This is a genomic window from Leisingera aquaemixtae (assembly GCF_019801145.1).
GTDB lineage: Bacteria > Pseudomonadota > Alphaproteobacteria > Rhodobacterales > Rhodobacteraceae > Leisingera > Leisingera aquaemixtae_A.
Window position 1 is genome coordinate 782,020 of record NZ_JAHVJQ010000001.1, and the last position, 17,159, is coordinate 799,178.

Genomic DNA, 17,159 nt, shown 5'->3' on the forward strand with positions numbered 1-17,159 from the left:
CTAGGAGAAACTCTCATGCATGACATCCGCGCAATCCGCGAAAATCCTGCCGCATTCGACGCCGCTGTGGCGCGGCGCGGGGATGCGGGCGTGTCATCCGAGATCCTGGCGCTGGATGAGGCGCGCCGGGCCAAGATCCTGGCCGCGGAGACCGCCCAGGCGGAGCAGAACAAGGCTTCCAAGGAAGTCGGCGCTGCCAAGGCCCGCGGCGACGAGGCCGAGTTCGAGCGCCTGCGCGCGCTGGTGGCCGAGAAGAAGGCCGAAGTGGCCGCCATGAACACCGAGGCCAAGGAATTGGACCAGCAGCTGAATGACATGCTGGCCACCATCCCGAACCTGGCGTTCGAGGAGGTGCCGCTGGGCGAGGATGAGGACGACAACGTCGAAATCCGCCGCTGGGGCGAGCCGAAGCCGTTCGACTTCGAGCCCAAGGAGCATTTCGAAATCGAAGGCGTGAAGCCGGGCATGGATTTCGAAGTTGCGGCCAAGCTCTCGGGCAGCCGTTTCGTGGTGCTGTCCGGCGCGGTGGCCCGCATCCACCGGGCGCTGGCGCAGTTCATGATCAACACCCATGTGGACGAGAACGGGCTGACGGAAACCTGGACCCCGGTGCTGGTGCGCGAAGAGATGATGTATGGCACCGGCCAGCTGCCCAAGTTCGGCGAGGACAGCTACAAGACCACCAACGGCTGGTGGCTGGTGCCGACCGCCGAGGTGACGCTGACCAACATCGTCAACGGCCTGGTGGTCGAGGAAGGCTATCTGCCGCGCCGCTATGTGGCGCACACCCAGTGCTTCCGCTCCGAGGCAGGCTCGGCCGGCAAAGACACCGCCGGCATGCTGCGCCAGCACCAGTTCGAAAAGGTCGAGATGGTCTCGGTCACCCACCCGGACAACAGCCTGGAAGAGCATGAGCGCATGACCCGCTGCGCAGAGGACATTCTAGAACGCCTGGGCCTGCCCTACCGCACCATCGTGCTGTGCACCGGCGACATGGGCTTTGGCGCCCGCAAGACCCACGACATCGAGGTCTGGGTGCCGGGCCAGAACACCTACCGCGAGATCTCCTCGGTCTCGGTCTGCGGCGACTTCCAGGCCCGCCGGATGAATGCGCGCTTCAAACCCGCGGATGGCGGCAAGCCGCAGTTCGTGCACACGCTGAACGGCTCCGGCCTGGCCGTCGGCCGCTGCCTGATCGCGGTGCTGGAAAACGGCCAGCAGGCGGATGGCTCAGTCAAACTGCCGGAGGCGCTGGCGCCTTACCTGGGCGGCAAGCTGACCCTGACCGCCGAGGGCAAGCTGGTCTGAGCCTGACCGCATCCCATAAATTAGAAACCGGCGCCAATTGCGCCGGTTTTCTTTTAACTGCAAAGGCTTGAAGTCACTTCTTCGACTTCTTCTTTTTCTTCTTTTCAGCGGTATTGCCTTCCAGAATGGCCTTGGCTTTGGCCTTTTCCTTCTCGATGGCCTTCTTCGCCTTGGCCTTGACCTTCTTGGCCTTTCGCTTGGCCTTGACCTTGGCTTCGGCAAACTCCTCCGCCAACTGCGCCGCCTGCCGCTTGGCCTTCTTCGCCTTGGCCTGCGCCTTGGCGGCCTTCTCTTCTGCGGCCAGCCGGGCGGCCTCTGCGGCTGCCAGCCTGGCGTTCAGTTCCTCTTCGCCCGCATCCGCTTCACCCGCATCCGCCGCCACATGGTCCTTGGCAGCTTCCATCAGCAGGTTCGCCCGGCTGGTGCCAACGCCGGGAATGCTGAGCAGCCTCTGCTCTCCGGCCCCCGCCAGCTCCTCAACCGTTTGAATACCGTTTTCCTCTAGCGTCTTTGCCAGTGCCGGCCCCACGCCGTTCAATTGTGATATGGCCGTCATCCAGAAAACCGCCTCCTTACTTCATTCTTTTCAATCACTTGACGCGCAAGCATTACAGGAAACCCTCAGGCCGGAAAGGGCACCAGGCATTTTTTGTCCTCGTCCCACAGCTTCAGCGTCAGCGCCCGGACCGCCTCGGGAAACTTAATCCGGCGCAGCCCCATTTCCGGCGGCAGGCTGTAGTGGCACTGCCGCAGCCGGTAGGATGGAATGCGCGCGTTGTAATGGTGGATGTCATGCAGGGTGATGTTCGCGACCGCCATGTCGAAGAACCAGCCGAAGTCGAGGCAGGACGACCCCTGCAGCGCCGCCACCTGCGGGTTCAGCTCCGGCCGGCGGTCCCAGTAGGTATCTTCGAAATTGTGCTGCAGGTAGACAAGAAACACCCCGATCATGCCGCCCAGGAAGGAAAACACCAGCCAGACCCAGATGCCGGTCATCCCTCCGGCCCAGTATAGCAGCCCCAGCATAACCACGATCACCAAATTATGCAGGACCACGCCGGCAGCGCCGAAGCGCACCGTGTTCTTGGGCCACCGGTAGCGGATGAAATAGGTGAAGGCCGAGCCCAGCGGCACCAGCACAAACGGGTTGCGGTAGAGCCGGTAGCCCAGCCGCTCCCAGAACCCGGCCGCTTTCCACTCCCGCACCGTCATGGTGTGGATTTCGCCGGTCTCTCGGTGCTCCAGATTGCCAATGTTGGAGTGATGCAGGTTGTGGTTCTGCTTCATCACCTCAAACGGTGCAAATGTGAAGGGCGACAGCACATGGCCGGCAATCTCGTTCTGCAGGCGGGTCTCAAACAGCGAGTGGTGGCCGGTGTCGTGCTGCAGCACGTATAGGCGCACCGCAGCGAAGGCAAAGACCACGCCGGCGGGCAGCATCACATACCAGCGGTCCGCGTGGGCGATGGCCAGATAGAGCGACAGGAAGTAAACCGCAAATGTTCCGAAATAGCTGAGCGATGCCAGCCGGTTGTCTTTTTCGGTGAACTTGCGCGTGTGTGCCCTCAGATCCATGAATTCTTCCATAAATACGCGATGTGACAGGCATGCGAAGAAAGGCGCAGCCCGCCCAACATATACCTCAGATAATTCCGGCCTGGCCAAAGGCAAGGCGGCGGCGGCCAGGCGCCTCAACCCTAGGGATACCACCCTGCCACTCTTGATGGAATAGGCCCGTTGCGGACAGCACCGCGCGGCAAAAGCCCGCCGGATTTGCGGCGGCAGGGCTGAGCGCAACAGAAAAGCGCCGCCCCTTGGGGCGGCGCCAAGCCCAACGGGCCAAGGTATTCTCTGAATGCCGCGTGGCCGGGCGGGAGTATCCGCCCCTGGCCGGTCAGCTGCCGCGTTTCTTCAGGTGCTTTTCCAGCGCGCCTGCGTTCTTGGCCCGCTTGCCCTTGTAGGGGTTCTTGTCGCCTTGCCCGCGCATATAAAGGCGGATCGGGGTGCCGGGCATATCGAAATCCTCGCGCAACCCGTTGACCAGATAGCGGGTATAGCTTTCCGGCAGCTTGTCGGGGTGCGAGCACATCACCACGAATCCCGGCGGGCGGCTCTTGGCCTGGGTCATGTAGCGCAGCTTGATCCGCTTGCCCTGCGGTGCTGGCGGCGGGTGCTGTTCCAGCATGCCGACCAGCCAGCGGTTCAGCGCCGCGGTCGGCACACGCCGGTTCCAGGTGCCATAGGCCCGCATGATCGCCTCATGCAGCCGGTCCAGCCCCTTGCCGGTCTTGGCCGAAACGGTGACCAGCGGCGCGCCGCGCAGTTGCGGCAGCAGGCGGCCGAAGGCTTCCTTGAGGTCGCGCAGCTTTTCCTGCTTGTACTCCTCGGCGTCCCATTTGTTGACCGCCACCACAACCGCGCGGCCCTCGCGCTCGGCCAGGTCGGCAATCCGCAGGTCCTGCTGCTCAAACGGGATGCTGGCATCCAGCAGCACCACCACGACCTCGGCGAATTTCACTGCGCGCAGACCGTCGGAGACAGAAAGCTTCTCCAGCTTCTCCTGCACCTTGGCCTTCTTGCGCATGCCGGCGGTGTCGAACACGCGCATCGGCGTGTCTTTCCAGTTGATCTTGAGCGAGATCGCATCGCGGGTGATCCCGGCCTCAGGCCCGGTCAGCAGCCGATCCTCGCCCAGGATCTTGTTGATCAGGGTGGATTTGCCCGCGTTCGGGCGGCCCACAACGGCCACCTGCAAGGGCTTGGCATCGGTCGGGACCGGAATGATCTCTTCCTCGTCCTCGCCGATCTCTTCATAGACCTCGACATCGGTGACCGGCGCATGCTCTTCGGCCGCGGCTTCGAATTTCTCCGCCAGCGGCTGCAGGATGCCGTAGAGGTCGGGCATCCCCTCGCCGTGCTCGCCGGACAGCCGCAGCGGCTCGCCCAGGCCGAGGCCGTAGGCTTCCAGCACGCCGGCCTCGGCGGCATTGCCCTCGGCCTTGTTGGCGGCCAGGATCACATGCGCGGACTTGCGGCGAAGGATGTCGGCAAAGATCTCGTCGGTCGGGGTCACGCCGGTTCGGGCGTCGATCATGAACAGGCAGATGTCGGCCATGTCCACCGCCCGCTCGGTCAGGCGGCGCATGCGGCCTTCCAGCGAGTTGTCGGTGGCGTCCTCCAGACCCGCGGTGTCAATCACCGTGAAGCGCAGATCGCCCAGCCGCGCCGCGCCTTCGCGCAGGTCGCGTGTCACGCCCGGCTGGTCGTCGACCAGGGCCAGCTTCTTGCCCACAAGGCGGTTGAACAGGGTGGACTTGCCCACATTGGGACGGCCCACAATGGCGAGGGTAAAGGACATCAGACCAGCTTTCTGCGATTCAGACGCGGCTCATAGCGCATCCGCGCGGCTTGTGCCACCCGGAAACACTGACAGGGCCTTTGACCCTAGCGGTAGGCCAGCAAATCGCCCTTGGTGGAAACCACATACAGCGTGCGCCCGGCGACGACCGGCGCCGTGGTGGCACCGCCGGGCACCTCCACCGTGCGGGCCAGGCTGCCGTCCTGCGGGTTGAAGAAACGCAACAGCCCGTCGCTGGAGGCGACAACCACCTGCCCGCCGGCCAGCACCGGGCCGTGATGGACGTGGATCTGGCCGCGCTTCCTGGGTTTGTCCTTGAGGTAGCCGGGCAGGTCCACCGCCCAGATCACCTCGCCGCTGCCGGCATCCAGGCGCAGCAGCTGGTTTAGATCGCTGACCTGGAACAGGCTGCCGCCCGCAGGCCAGGCCGTGCCCGCCGCGCCCTCGTGCGCAGTCCACAGCCGGTCGCCGGTTTCCAGGTCGATCGCCACGGTGCGGCCGGAGTTGTTGCCCGCGTAAAGGCGCCCGCCCGACACCACCGGCGCGCCGGTCACATCGCCGATCCGCGACAGGGTCCGGCCGGTGCGCTGGCCAGCAACAGAGGCGCTCCAGCGGCGCAGGCCGCCGCGGCGGAAGGTTGCAATCAGGTCGCCGGAGCCGAAGGCAAAGACCGCCAGATCGTTTGTCACCACCGGCGCAGGCGCGCCCAGGACATTGGCCGGCGACGGCGAAGCTTCAATCTGCCAGGCAATGCGGCCGTCTTTGGCGTTTACAGCCCAGCCGGTGTCGTCGCCCGCAACCAGATAAACCAGCCCGCCGCTCACGCGCGGCTGGCCGGAGCCGGTGGCGCCCAGTTCCTGCCGCCAGATCTGGCTGCCGTCCGCTGCATTCAGCGCCGTCAGCACGCCAAAGCCGGAGGAGATATAAAGGACGCCGTCGTTATAGGCCAAACCGCCGCCGGTGGCCTGGCCCTCGTCATCGGTGGCCGGGATCAGTTCGCTTTGCCACAGGACCTGGCCCTGCGGCGAAACCGCGGAAACCCGCGCGGCACTGTCCAGCGTGTAGATGCGTCCGTCGCCGACAACCGGAGTTGCGGTGATCCGCTGGCGGCGGCTGTCGCCGGCGCCGATCGAAGCGGACCAGATGCGCTGCGGCGCGGCGGCCAGCGCCGGGTGCGCGGTGCGGCCCGCCTCGGCGCCATGGCCTTGTGCCCAGTTCGCATTGGCAACCTGCTGCGGCAGGGAAATCGGGCGGGACTGGTTCACGATCTCCACTTCGGCGTCGGGCCGGATGTCCTCGCGCTCGCCGCGCAGAATGACCTCCGGCTCAGCGCAGGCCGCCAGCACAGCCGCGGCTGCAGTTGTGCAAAGAAGAACCCGTGCCCGGGAGAAAGTATTGTTTATTGTCATTGCCCTGCCCTGTCTGCCGTTATCGTTCCGCAAGTTCCCATCCGCGGAGCGCCTTACCCCTCAGGCGCGGCATCCCCGTCCAGGGATCCGCCGAGCGCCACAATCACCTGAGACGCGCGGTCTTTCAAGTCTGCACTGACAGTTGCGTCCGCAACGATGTCCCGCAGACGGGCAATTGCCGCCTCGCTGTTGCCCTCTTCAACGTCCAGCAGCGCCAGTTGTTCAGATGCCAGCAGTGCCAGCGGCGCGCCGGGCTGCGCCAGCGCCTCGTACTGAAGGCGGCGGTCCGCGGCGCTGAGCGTCCCGGTCTGCAGCGCCAGCGCCTTGAAGCTGGCAATATGGCGGTAGATCAGCGGCAGCTCGCCATTGACGGTAACGGCCTCCAGCCGGGCCACAGCCTCAGCGGTCTTGCCGGCCTCGGCCAATGCGCCCGCTTCCAGCATCTTGGCAATCGCCGCGCCCCCGGCGCCTTCGGAGGACACAGCCGCCAGCGCCTCGGCCTGCTTTTCGCTGCCGTCGGTTTCCAGCGCCGCGGTGATCGCGTCGCCCAGGGCCTCGGCAGCGGCCTGCTCCTGCGCCTTGCTGTATTCGCGGAACGCTGCGCCGCCGACGATCAGCGCCACAGCCACGCCGCCGATCCAGCCATAGCGTTTCAGCATCAGGAAAAGCCGGTCGCGGCGGACCTCTTCGGTCACTTCGTCGATAAAGCTGTCGGTATCGCTCATGAAAAGCCCCTGATATGCGCGGCGCGGGCTTCCGCCGGTGCCGGTATTGAATGCGTCGCGCCCCTCTTACCCCGGCTCAATGGCCAAGCCAAGTGGCCCGTTTGCACCAGAAACACATGCATTCAGGGCAGAAAAGCAAGAAATGTGAACTAAACCACTTAGTTTAGAATGGACATATCCTATATCAGGCCTATCACATACGCGCGACTCCGCTGTGAACAGGACCGGCCGGCCGACGGACAAGGGTATTGTGCACGTGGAAAAGACAGAAAACAGGAAAGGCCCGACATGCGCATTGTACCGATACTGACCGCAGTGGCGGTGACAGCCAGCCTTTATATGGTGGTTATCGAGCGCGACGATCTGATGGCCTTTGCCCGCGGCGAGGATGCGTCGGAAGCTGCCGAAGCAGGCGCCGCGCCCGCCGCTGGAGAAAAACTGGCCCAGGCTGAAGAAGCACGTGTTGGCGTGGTGGCCATTCAAAGCAAGGCGCGCACCATCGGCAACGCGGTGATCCTGCGCGGCCAGACCCAGGCCATCCGCCAGGTGGAGGTGCGGGCCGAAACCACCTCGACTGTGATTTCCGAACCGCTGCGCAAGGGCGCCCATGTCAAGAAGGGCGACCTGCTGTGCGAACTGGATCCCGGCACCCGCAACGCTTCGCTGCTGCAGGCGCAGGCGCAGCTGAAGGAAGCCAAGATCAACCTGACCGCCGCCGCCAAACTGTCGGAAGGCGGTTATGCTTCTGAAACCCGCCTGGCGGCTGCCGAGGCTGCGGAGCGGTCCGCGCAGGCCGCAGTGGCGGCCGCGGAACGGGAAATCGGGCATCTGACCATCACCGCGCCGTTTGACGGGCTTCTGGAGAGCGACACCGCGGAACTCGGCAGCCTGCTGCAGCCCGGCAGCCTGTGCGGCACGGTGATCCAGCTCAATACCATCAAGCTGGTCGGCTATGTGCCGGAGGCCGAGGTCAACAAGGTTGCCCTGGGCGCCATTGCGCAGGCGGAACTGTCCACCGGCCAGCAGGTCCAGGGCGAGGTCACCTTCCTCAGCCGGTCTGCCGACCCCACCACCCGCACCTTCGAGGTGGAGATCACGGTGCCGAACCCGGATCTCAGCATCCGCGACGGCCAGACGGCGGACATCGCCATTTCCTCGGCCGGCGCGCTGGCGCACCGGCTGCCGCAATCGGCGCTGACCCTGAACAACGAGGGCCGGCTGGGCGTGCGCGTTGTCGGTTCCGACAGCACCGTGGTATTCTACCCCGTGCAGCTTCTGCGGGATGAGGCGGACGGCGTCTGGCTGGGCGGCCTGCCCGAAACCGCGGATGTGATCGTGGTGGGACAGGATTTCGTGACCGAAGGCGTCGCCGTGGCGGCCACCTACCGGGAGACTGAACAGTGATTGGCATCGTCGATTGGGCCGCCGGCCGCGCCCGGATGGTCCTCGCCTTCATCGCAATTTCGCTGCTTGTCGGCGGCTTCGCCTATTCGATGCTGCCCAAGGAGGGCGAGCCGGACATCGAGATTCCGGCCCTCTTCATCTCTGTCCCCTTCCCCGGCATCTCCGCCGAGGACGCCGAATCCCTGATGGTCAAGGTGATGGAGACCGAGCTTGCCGACCTCGACGGGCTCGACAAGATGACCTCCACTGCCGCCGAGGGCTATGCCGGGGTGGCGCTGGAGTTCGAATTCGGCTGGGACAAGACCGCCATCATGGCCGACGTGCGCGACGCCATGGACAAGGCCGAGGCCGAATTCCCGGAAGGCGCCGAGAAATACTCGATCACCGAGATCAACTTCTCCGAATTCCCGATTGTCATCGTGAACCTGACCGGCGCCGTTCCGGAACGGACAATGGCGCGTATCGCCAAGGACTTGCAGGACGACCTTGAGGCGCTGGATGCGGTTCTGGAGGCCGGGATCGCCGGCAACCGCGACGAAATGGTCGAAGTGCTGATCGACCCCTTGAGGCTGGAAGCCTACAACGTCACCGCGCTGGAGCTGATCAATGTCGTGCAGAACAACAACCAGCTGATTGCGGCCGGTGAGGTCGAAACCAGCCAGGGCGCGTTCTCGGTCAAGATCCCCTCTTCCTTTGACGATGTGAAGGACATCTACCAGCTGCCGATCAAGACCAACGGAGACCGGGTGGTCAAACTGGGCGAGCTGGCACAGATCAACTTCACCTTCGAGGACCGCGAGGGCACCGCCCGCTTCAACGGCGAAGACACGGTTGCCCTGCAGGTGGTGAAGCGCAAGGGCTACAACCTGATCGACACCGTGAACCTGGTGAAAGAGACCCTGGAGGTGTCCAAGTCGAAATGGCCCGCGGAATTGCAGGCTGCGGTCGAGGTCGGCACCTCCAACGACCAGAGCCGGGTTGTCGGCTCGATGGTCAGCCAGCTGGAAGGCTCGGTGCTGACCGCCATCGCGCTGGTGATGATCGTGGTGCTGTCGGCGCTCGGCAGCCGGGCGGCGCTGCTGGTGGGTTTTGCGATCCCGACGTCGTTCCTTCTGTGTTTTGCGCTGCTGGCGCTGATGGGCATCTCGATCTCCAACATCGTGATGTTCGGCCTGATCCTCGCCGTGGGGATGCTGGTCGATGGCGCCATCGTGGTGGTGGAATACGCCGACAAGCGGATCAAGGAAGGCACCGGCCCCATGCACGCCTATGTCGAGGCGGCGCAGCGGATGTTCTGGCCGATCGTGTCGTCGACTGCGACCACGCTCTGCGCCTTCCTGCCGATGCTGTTCTGGCCCGGCGTCCCGGGTGAATTCATGGGCATGCTGCCCGTGACCCTGATCTTCGTGCTGTCGGCCTCGCTGGTGGTGGCGCTGATCTACCTGCCCGTCATGGGCGGCGTCACCGGCCGCATCAGCCGCACCTTCGAAGGCGCCTCGCGCGCGCTGCGGATGATTGCGCCGTGGTGGCTGCGTGCGGTGCTGGTGCCGGTCTCCATGTGGGGCATGTTCGCGGGCGCCATGCAGATGCTGAACCCCTCCTACCTGCTGGCAGAGGGCACCGCCCCGATGGCGGGCGTGCTGTTCGGCGGGCTGGTCTTCACCCTCGCCTCCTTTGCGGCCTCGATCACGCTCAGCTCGGTCAAGGCCCTGCGCGAAGAGCAGGAAGTCGCCCCCGGCTACCACCACACCCCGTTCGGCCATGTGATCAAGTTCATCGCGGGCAACCCGGTGATGCCGGTGGTGACCATTGCCGCCGTAGGTTTCGCCATCATGACCGTCTTCTCGATGTTCAGCGAAAACAACTACGGCGTCGAATTCTTCGTCGACTCGGAACCGGAACAGGCCACCGCCTATATCCGCGCCCGCGGCAACATTTCGCTGCAAGAAAAGGACGAGATGGTGCGCGCGGCCGAGGAGGTCATCCTGGACCACCACGCGGTGATCAACGTGTTCTCCTTTGCCGGCGACGGCGGCCTCAACACCGACAGTTCCGGCGCGCAGTTGCCGCCGGACACTATCGGCCAGGTCCAGTTCGAAATCATCCCGTGGGAGGAGCGCCCCACCGAGAGCGAGCCGCTGAACGGCTGGTTCGGCGGGCTGCTGAGCAAATACCTCGGCTTTGAGAAGAAGGTGATCGCCGAGGAATACGACGGCAACACCGTGATTGACGAGCTGAACGCCATTCTCGGCAAGCTGCCCGGTTTCGAGGTCGAGGTCCGCGCTCTGGCGCAAGGCCCCGCCTCCGGCAAGCCGGTGCATCTGCGCCTGCGCGGCGACGGCTGGGAGGATCTGACAACCGCGACCCTGGCCGCGCGGGAGCAGTTCGAAAACACCCCCGGGCTGATCCTGATCGAGGACAGCCTGCCGCTGCCCGGTATCGACTGGCAGATCAACGTCGATGTCGAGAAGGCCGGCCGCTACGGCGCCGATGTGGCGACCGTGGGCGCAATGGTGCAGCTGGTCACCCGCGGCATCCTGCTGGACACCATGCGGGTCGACAGCTCCGACGAGGAGATCGAGATCCGCGTCCGCCTGCCGGAACAGGACCGGGTGCTGTCGACACTCGACAACCTCAAGGTCCGCACTTCGGACGGGCTGGTGCCTCTGTCGAACTTCGTGACCCGCCAGCCGGTGCCGAAGCTCGCCCAGATCAACCGCATCGGCCAGGAACGCTTCTATGACGTCAAGGCCGACGTGGAGCCGGGTCTGAACAAGGTGCTGATCGAGGATGCGGACAGCGGGGAAATGACCCGCCTCGCCCTGCTGAAGGAAGTCCCGGAAGGCACTGAGGCGAACGGCGAAACCCTCACCGCACCGAACGGCCGGGTGATGCAGCTGGCCGCGCTCACCGGCGCCGAGAGCTTTGACGCGGTGCTGGCTGCGCTGGACAATGGCGCCAAGATCAGCCCGGTGAACCCGAACGAGCGGATTGCCGTCCTCACCGAGTGGCTGGAGAGCGACCCGCTGCCGCGCAGCATCAGCTGGGAATGGACCGGCGACCAGGAGGAGCAGGAGGAATCCGGCGCCTTCCTGTCCAAGGCCTTTGCCGGCGCGCTGGCGCTGATGTTCGTGATCCTGCTGGCCCAGTTCAACAGTTTCTACAACTCGGTACTGGTGCTGCTGGCGGTGGTGCTGTCCACCACTGGCGTGCTGATTGGCATGATGGTGATGCAGCAGCCGTTCTCGATCATCATGACCGGCACCGGCATCGTGGCGCTGGCGGGCATCGTGGTGAACAACAACATCGTGCTGATCGACACCTATCAGGAGTTCAGCCAGCAGATGCCGCGGATCGAGGCGATCATCCGCACCGCCGAGGCGCGTATCCGCCCGGTGCTGCTGACCACCATCACCACGATGGCCGGCCTCACCCCGATGATGTTCGGCGTCAGCCTGGACTTCATCAACGGCGGCTACTCCATCGACAGCCCCACCGCGCTGTGGTGGAAACAGCTGGCAACCGCCGTGGTCTTTGGCCTGGGCATCGCCACCGTGCTGACCCTGGTGGTGACACCCTCGCTCTTGTCGATCCGGGTCTGGTTCTCCACCTACATGCGGGCCCTGGGCCGGATGCTGTCGCGGATCACCCGCGGCCGCTCCAGCCGCATCGCGCAGGATTCCAAGCTGTTCAAGAAAGCGCGGCAGCTGCCGACCACCGAAATCCAATGGGTCGAAGACGAGACGCCCGAAAGCGGCGAAACCGAAGCCGACGAGGACGAGCCGCAACCGCCCGCCCCGCGCGGCAGGCTGCGTGCCGCAGAATAGGCCGGCCAACAAAAAAGCCCCGCATTGGCGGGGCTTTTTCTTTGCGGCTGGCCGGATCACCCGGCGGCCTGCAGGATCAGTCGATAAAAGAGTATTCGCCCAGCTCACACAGGTCGAGCCCGTAGTCCTCTGCTTCGGAACCGTCGGCAAAGCCGCCGCGGATGTCATAGACGCAGGTGGTTGCGCCGTCCGCAATCAGAACGCCGACCTCATATCCGGATTCCAGAACACCGCCATCCAGCAGGTTCTCTTCCCAATTCCCGGAAGAGGCAGGCGACACATTGAATTCAACCAGATTGGCGCTGCTTTCATTGACCAGCAGAAACTCGAGATCCTCTGCAAAAGCCGGTGCCTGAACAGCCAGCAATGCAACTGCAGCAGCGACGGCGGTGAAAATGGTTTTCATAAACTTATCCTTATGTGCGGGCCAGCCGGCGCCAATGCCGCTACGCCCCTGAGCGGGCGTACTACAAGTATCGCGCTCTGCCTTGCAATGGGAATGCAATCGGCGTTTTCCCCTGCTGCCCATCCGCACGCAGCAATCCTGCGCCTTTCTTGCCGGAAGTTCTGGTTCGGATACCAACCGGCCGGCCGGACGCAGCCCCGCTACACCAAAGCAGGCAGCGGTTTTTGCGCGGTTTAATCCATCGCATTTTAGGTTTACCGCCCTCGGCACCCCCATCCCGACCCGCACGCAACTTCAGCGCATTACCCATTGTTTTTATTTCTCTTTTCAATCCATCACTCGAATTTTGAAACATCAAATACTGGCAGGATTCACTCATCTTTTCCCCCAAATGCGGCAAAGGCCCTGAGAAACTGACGCATCCGGCGCGGCCCGGTTTTTGCCCCCTCCGGACGCGGCCTGCCCAAGCCCGGCAACGTTCACAGAATGTTATTCCTTGCATGCAAAGGGGAGATGATAGCGGAAAACATCCCGCTATACGTGTTCTCTGGTTGGGAAAAATATCATGTCACTAAGATCGCAAATCCTCACTCTGATCGCGATCCCCTTCGTAGCCCTGTCGGGCATTGGCGGTCTCAAGGCCCTGGATGACTGGGACCGGTATAAAGATGCAAAGATAACGCAGGCGGAAACCGCGGCCTCCGTTGCCTTGACCAAGGTGGTCCACCACTTGCAGGTCGAACGCGGACTGTCCGCCGTGTTCCTGTCTTCCGGCGGCGCTTCCGGCGCGGCAGAACTCGACGGTGAAAGGGCAAAGGTCGACGCGGCCATCGCTGAGGTGCCCCCTGCCGCGGCAGGCGCCCTGGCACATCTGGATCAGCTGGCTGCCACGCGCGGCCTGGTCAGCGGTCTGGAGATAAAGCCCGGCCAGATGGGTGCGCGGTATTCAGGCGCGATCGCCAGTATCCTGGAGGACGTCAGCACCCGGCTCCTGCATCAGAAGAACGCCGAACTTGCCCAGCTCAGTTCAGGCCTCGTAAGCCTCGCCTACGCCAAGGAAGCCGCGGGCCAGCAGCGCGCCGCGGGCGCCACGGGATTTGGCCAAGGCAGCTTCAGCCAGAACATCTTTGGCTGGTTTGCCCGCACCGGCGCCATCGAAGATCAGCTGCTGGACATTGCCGGTCTTTCTTTCACACAGATGCAGCCTGGACTGGACCTGCGCAAGGGGCTGACCCCCACAGGGCTGCCCGCCATCCGCAAGCAGGTTCTGGAAACCCGCCCCGGCGATCCCGCGCCGGAATACCAGGCCGCGGACTGGTTCGGCCGGGCAACCCAGTGGGTCAGTTCGCTGCGGGATGCGGAAATCACCGTGACGGACGCGATGACCGGCCTGGCCACCCATGAGCAGGCCCAGGCACAGCAGGCGCTGATCATCACTCTGTCAGCAGTTGTCCTGTCTCTCGCCGTCAGCGCCGCCATCGGGCTGCGCCTGATCACCGCCTTCACCCGCCAGTTCGGCGCCCTGCAGGCTGATCTGGAAAAACTGGCCCGCAAGGAATTCAGCTTCAAACCGGCAAATCTCGACTCCAAGGCGGAGATCGGACATCTCAGCCGGGCGATGGAACAGACCCGCGCAGCGCTGGAAGAGGCCGAGGAGAAGCTGGCTGCGATTGAAGCGAACCGGATTGCTGACCGCGGTGCCGTGGTGGGCAAGCTGGACGCGCAGCTGGCCCGGCTGTCGCAGCGCGATCTGGACTGCACCATCGAAGAGGCCTTCCCCGAGGAATACGAGGAGCTGCGCCAAAGCTTCAATGCAACCGTCCAGACGCTGAAAGACACCATCGAGCAGGTGATCTCAGCCGCCGGCAGCATCCACAACGGTGCGACCGAGATCAGCCAGGCCTCTGACGATCTGTCAAACCGCACCGAAAGCCAGGCCGCCACGCTGGAAGAAACCGCCGCCGCGCTGGAACAGCTGACGGCCTCGGTGCGGTCCGCTGCCGAAGGCGCGCATAACGTTGAGCAAACTATGGAGGAAGCCCGCCAGGAAGCCGAAACCAGCGGCGAAGTGGTGCGCAAGGCGGTGGCAGCCATGAACGGGATCGAACAGTCGTCCAACAAGATTTCGCAGATCATCGGCGTGATCGACGACATCGCCTTCCAGACCAACCTGCTGGCGCTGAATGCCGGGGTGGAGGCCGCCCGCGCCGGCGAGGCCGGCAAGGGCTTTGCCGTGGTCGCCAGCGAAGTGCGCGCCCTGGCGCAGCGTTCCGCCGATGCCGCGACCGAGATCAAGGCGCTGATCGGCGACAGCTCCAAGCAGGTGAGCCAGGGCGTCGACCTGGTTGGCGAAACCGGCGAGGCGCTGGCGAGCATCGTCGGCCGCGTCAATCACATCTCCAAACTGGTGTCCGACATCGCCAGCGGCGCGGCAGAGCAATCCACCGGCCTGAGCGAGATCAACACCGGGGTCACGCAGCTGGATCAGGTCACGCAGCAGAACGCCGCCATGGTGGAACAGGCGACCGCCGCCGGGCATATGCTGCATTCCGACGCCGGCAAGCTGGCGGAGCTGATGGGAGAATTCAAAATCTCCGGCAGCCAGGCCTCCGCGCCCCGGCCGCCCCGCGCCGTGCAGCCTCCGGTGCCCAGTGCGCATGGACCGGGCATCGAGCCTGCAATCGCCGTGCCGCTGGCCGCCAAGGCCGCCAACGGCGGCGCCTGGCAGGATTTCTGAACCCTGCCCCGGATCAATGAACCAAAGGCCGGCCCGCTGTGGCCGGCCTTTTCTGTTGGGCTGATCAGGCTGCGTCCTGATCAGCCTGTTGGCGCTGCCACAGCCGGGCATAACGGCCGTCCTTGGCCAGCAGCTCCTCATGGGTGCCGGTCTCGGCAATCTCGCCCTGTTCCAGCACCACGACCCGGTCAGCCTCGGCAATGGTGGACAGACGGTGGGCGATGGTGATCACCGTACGCCCCTGGCCGGCCCGCGCCAGTGCCTCCTTGATTTCCTGTTCGGTGTCGGTGTCCAGCGCCGAGGTCGCCTCGTCCAGCAAGAGCACCGGCGGGTTCTTCAACAGCGTCCGGGCAATCCCCACCCGCTGCTTCTCGCCCCCCGACAGTTTCAGCCCGCGCTCACCCACCTGGGTGTCATAGCCTTCGGGCAGCGCCATGATGAAATCATGGATCTGGGCATCGCGGGCCGCCTGCTCCACCTCTTCCTGCGTGGCCCCGTCGCGGCCATAGGCGATGTTGTAGCGGATGGTGTCGTTGAACAGCACGGTGTCCTGCGGCACCACGCCGATGGCGTGATGCAGGCTTTGCTGGGTTACGCCGCGCACGTCCTGGCCGTCGATCTTCAGCGCCCCGCCGGTGACGTCGTAGAACCGGAACAAGAGCCGCCCGATGGTCGATTTTCCTGACCCGGTGGAGCCGACGATGGCCACGGTCTGGCCCGGCTCCGCCTCCAACGAGATGCCCTTCAGGATCTCACGCCCCGCATCGTATGAGAACCGCACATTCTCCAGCGTGATGCGGCCGCCATTGACTTGCAGCTTGCCAGCGCCTGGCCTGTCGCTCACATCGGCTGGCTGTTCCAGCAGGTCGAACATCTCTCCCATGTCCACCAGGCTCTGGCGGATCTCCCGGTAGACGGTGCCCAGGAAGTTCAAGGGCACGGTGATCTGGATCATGTAGGCATTGACCATGACAAAGTCGCCGACGGTCAGATTGCCCTGCTCCACCCCGATGGCGGCCATCACCATCACCCCGACCAGACCCGCGGTGATGATCACGCTCTGGCCGAAATTCAGCGCCGCCAGCGAATAGGCGGTCTTGAGCGCCGCCTGCGCATAGCCCCGCATGGCGCCGTCATAGCGTTCCGCCTCGCGCTCCTCGGCAACGAAATACTTGACGGTTTCGAAGTTCAGCAGGCTGTCGATGGCCTTCTGGTTGGCATCGGTGTCCTGCTTGTTCATCTCCCGGCGCAGCTTCACCCGCCATTCGGTGACCGCAAAGGTGAACCAGACGTAAAGCCCGATGGTGACCGCCACGACAACCAGGTACCAGGCGTCGAACAGCACCGTCAGGATCACCGCAACCAGCGTCAGCTCCAGGATCAGCGGCCCGATCGAGAACAGCATGAAGCGCAGCAGGAATTCGACCCCCTTCACCCCGCGCTCGATGATCCGGCTGAGACCGCCTGTCTTGCGGGTGATGTGATAGCGCATCGACAGGCGGTGGATATGGGTGAAGGTCTCCAGCGCCAGCCGCCGCAGCGCCCGCTGCCCGACGGGGGCAAAGATCGCATCACGCAGTTGCTGGAACCCGGTGGTGAGGATCCGCGCCATGCCGTAGGCCACCGTCAGCCCCACAGCGCCAAGCGCCAGCGGCGGCACGCCCTCGCCCGCCAGGCTGTCGACCGCGCCCTTGTACAGCATCGGCGTATAGACCGCGATCAGCTTGGCCAGCACCAGCACCGCCAATGCCAGCACCACCCGGACTTTCACCCCGCGGTTTCCCTCGGGCCACAGATACGGGCCAACCTTGCGCAGCGTGCGCAGGCCGGAGCGGCGTTCGTCCTGGGCGATGTCTGCTTGCGGCGGCGCGGCGGCCTGGTCTGTCTGGGTCATGGCGGTTCCTGGCTAGACACCTCCAGATATTCACCTGTTCACGGTTTTGCGAGGGGTGCACAGAAAAAACGCGCCGCAAGGGCGCGTTTTC

General features: G+C 64.4%; 11 protein-coding genes. 4 read left to right on the plus strand and 7 right to left on the minus strand.

The annotated features are described in order from the left end of the window. The first annotated feature begins 15 nt into the window (after positions 1–15). Positions 16–1,308: a serine--tRNA ligase gene (serS, locus tag KUW17_RS03855; RefSeq protein WP_222476039.1), complete on the plus strand. Its 1,293-nt coding sequence runs from the start codon at positions 16–18 to the stop codon at positions 1,306–1,308. A 73-nt stretch (positions 1,309–1,381) separates the two neighbouring features. Here the strand turns inward: serS and KUW17_RS03860 are convergent, their stop codons facing one another. The 5 genes from KUW17_RS03860 to KUW17_RS03880 all read right to left on the minus strand — a co-directional run bounded on the left by KUW17_RS03860 (position 1,382) and on the right by KUW17_RS03880 (position 6,800). Then, a complete protein-coding gene (locus KUW17_RS03860; RefSeq protein ID WP_222476041.1) occupies positions 1,382–1,864 on the minus strand; it encodes a helix-hairpin-helix domain-containing protein in 483 nt (160 codons plus the stop codon). A 65-nt stretch (positions 1,865–1,929) separates the two neighbouring features. Beyond that, positions 1,930–2,883, minus strand: coding sequence for a fatty acid desaturase (locus KUW17_RS03865; RefSeq protein ID WP_222476043.1), 954 nt, complete (start codon positions 2,881–2,883; stop codon positions 1,930–1,932). Positions 2,884–3,202: 319 nt separating this feature from the next. Then, positions 3,203–4,666, minus strand: coding sequence for a ribosome biogenesis GTPase Der (gene der / locus KUW17_RS03870; RefSeq protein ID WP_222476044.1), 1,464 nt, complete (start codon positions 4,664–4,666; stop codon positions 3,203–3,205). 86 nt (positions 4,667–4,752) lie between these two features. Then, positions 4,753–6,075, minus strand: a complete 1,323-nt coding sequence (locus KUW17_RS03875; RefSeq protein ID WP_222476045.1) for a PQQ-like beta-propeller repeat protein — start codon at positions 6,073–6,075, stop codon at positions 4,753–4,755. Positions 6,076–6,128: 53 nt separating this feature from the next. Next, positions 6,129–6,800, minus strand: coding sequence for a hypothetical protein (locus KUW17_RS03880; protein WP_222476046.1), 672 nt, complete (start codon positions 6,798–6,800; stop codon positions 6,129–6,131). A 288-nt stretch (positions 6,801–7,088) separates the two neighbouring features. Here KUW17_RS03880 and KUW17_RS03885 point away from each other — a divergent pair, with 288 nt between their 5' ends. Then, positions 7,089–8,204, plus strand: a complete 1,116-nt coding sequence (locus KUW17_RS03885; RefSeq protein WP_222476047.1) for an efflux RND transporter periplasmic adaptor subunit — start codon at positions 7,089–7,091, stop codon at positions 8,202–8,204. Continuing rightward, positions 8,201–12,031: an efflux RND transporter permease subunit gene (locus KUW17_RS03890; RefSeq protein ID WP_222476048.1), complete on the plus strand. Its 3,831-nt coding sequence runs from the start codon at positions 8,201–8,203 to the stop codon at positions 12,029–12,031. The genes KUW17_RS03885 and KUW17_RS03890 overlap by 4 nt, the downstream gene beginning before the upstream one ends. A 76-nt stretch (positions 12,032–12,107) precedes the next feature. Here the strand turns inward: KUW17_RS03890 and KUW17_RS03895 are convergent, their stop codons facing one another. Further along, positions 12,108–12,437: a hypothetical protein gene (locus KUW17_RS03895; protein WP_222476049.1), complete on the minus strand. Its 330-nt coding sequence runs from the start codon at positions 12,435–12,437 to the stop codon at positions 12,108–12,110. Between the two features lie 565 nt (positions 12,438–13,002). On the opposite strand from KUW17_RS03895, the gene KUW17_RS03900 reads away from it, so the two are divergent. Next, positions 13,003–15,174, plus strand: coding sequence for a methyl-accepting chemotaxis protein (locus KUW17_RS03900; RefSeq protein WP_222476050.1), 2,172 nt, complete (start codon positions 13,003–13,005; stop codon positions 15,172–15,174). Between the two features lie 64 nt (positions 15,175–15,238). On the opposite strand, the gene KUW17_RS03905 is transcribed toward KUW17_RS03900, so the two are convergent. Beyond that, a complete protein-coding gene (locus KUW17_RS03905) occupies positions 15,239–17,068 on the minus strand; it encodes an ABCB family ABC transporter ATP-binding protein/permease (RefSeq protein WP_222476051.1) in 1,830 nt (609 codons plus the stop codon). Between the last annotated feature and the right edge of the window lie 91 nt (positions 17,069–17,159).

What these genes read in the sequence shown, in the direction of transcription:
- der (WP_222476044.1), bottom strand. Translation starts at nt 4,666, where the DNA reads ATGTCCTTTACCCTCGCCATTGTGGGCCGTCCCAATGTGGGCAAGTCC.
- serS (WP_222476039.1), top strand. Translation starts at nt 16, where the DNA reads ATGCATGACATCCGCGCAATCCGCGAAAATCCTGCCGCATTCGACGCC.
- KUW17_RS03905 (WP_222476051.1), bottom strand. Translation starts at nt 17,068, where the DNA reads ATGACCCAGACAGACCAGGCCGCCGCGCCGCCGCAAGCAGACATCGCC.
- KUW17_RS03880 (WP_222476046.1), bottom strand. Translation starts at nt 6,800, where the DNA reads ATGAGCGATACCGACAGCTTTATCGACGAAGTGACCGAAGAGGTCCGC.
- KUW17_RS03875 (WP_222476045.1), bottom strand. Translation starts at nt 6,075, where the DNA reads ATGACAATAAACAATACTTTCTCCCGGGCACGGGTTCTTCTTTGCACA.
- KUW17_RS03860 (WP_222476041.1), bottom strand. Translation starts at nt 1,864, where the DNA reads ATGACGGCCATATCACAATTGAACGGCGTGGGGCCGGCACTGGCAAAG.
- KUW17_RS03865 (WP_222476043.1), bottom strand. Translation starts at nt 2,883, where the DNA reads ATGGATCTGAGGGCACACACGCGCAAGTTCACCGAAAAAGACAACCGG.
- KUW17_RS03900 (WP_222476050.1), top strand. Translation starts at nt 13,003, where the DNA reads ATGTCACTAAGATCGCAAATCCTCACTCTGATCGCGATCCCCTTCGTA.
- KUW17_RS03895 (WP_222476049.1), bottom strand. Translation starts at nt 12,437, where the DNA reads ATGAAAACCATTTTCACCGCCGTCGCTGCTGCAGTTGCATTGCTGGCT.
- KUW17_RS03885 (WP_222476047.1), top strand. Translation starts at nt 7,089, where the DNA reads ATGCGCATTGTACCGATACTGACCGCAGTGGCGGTGACAGCCAGCCTT.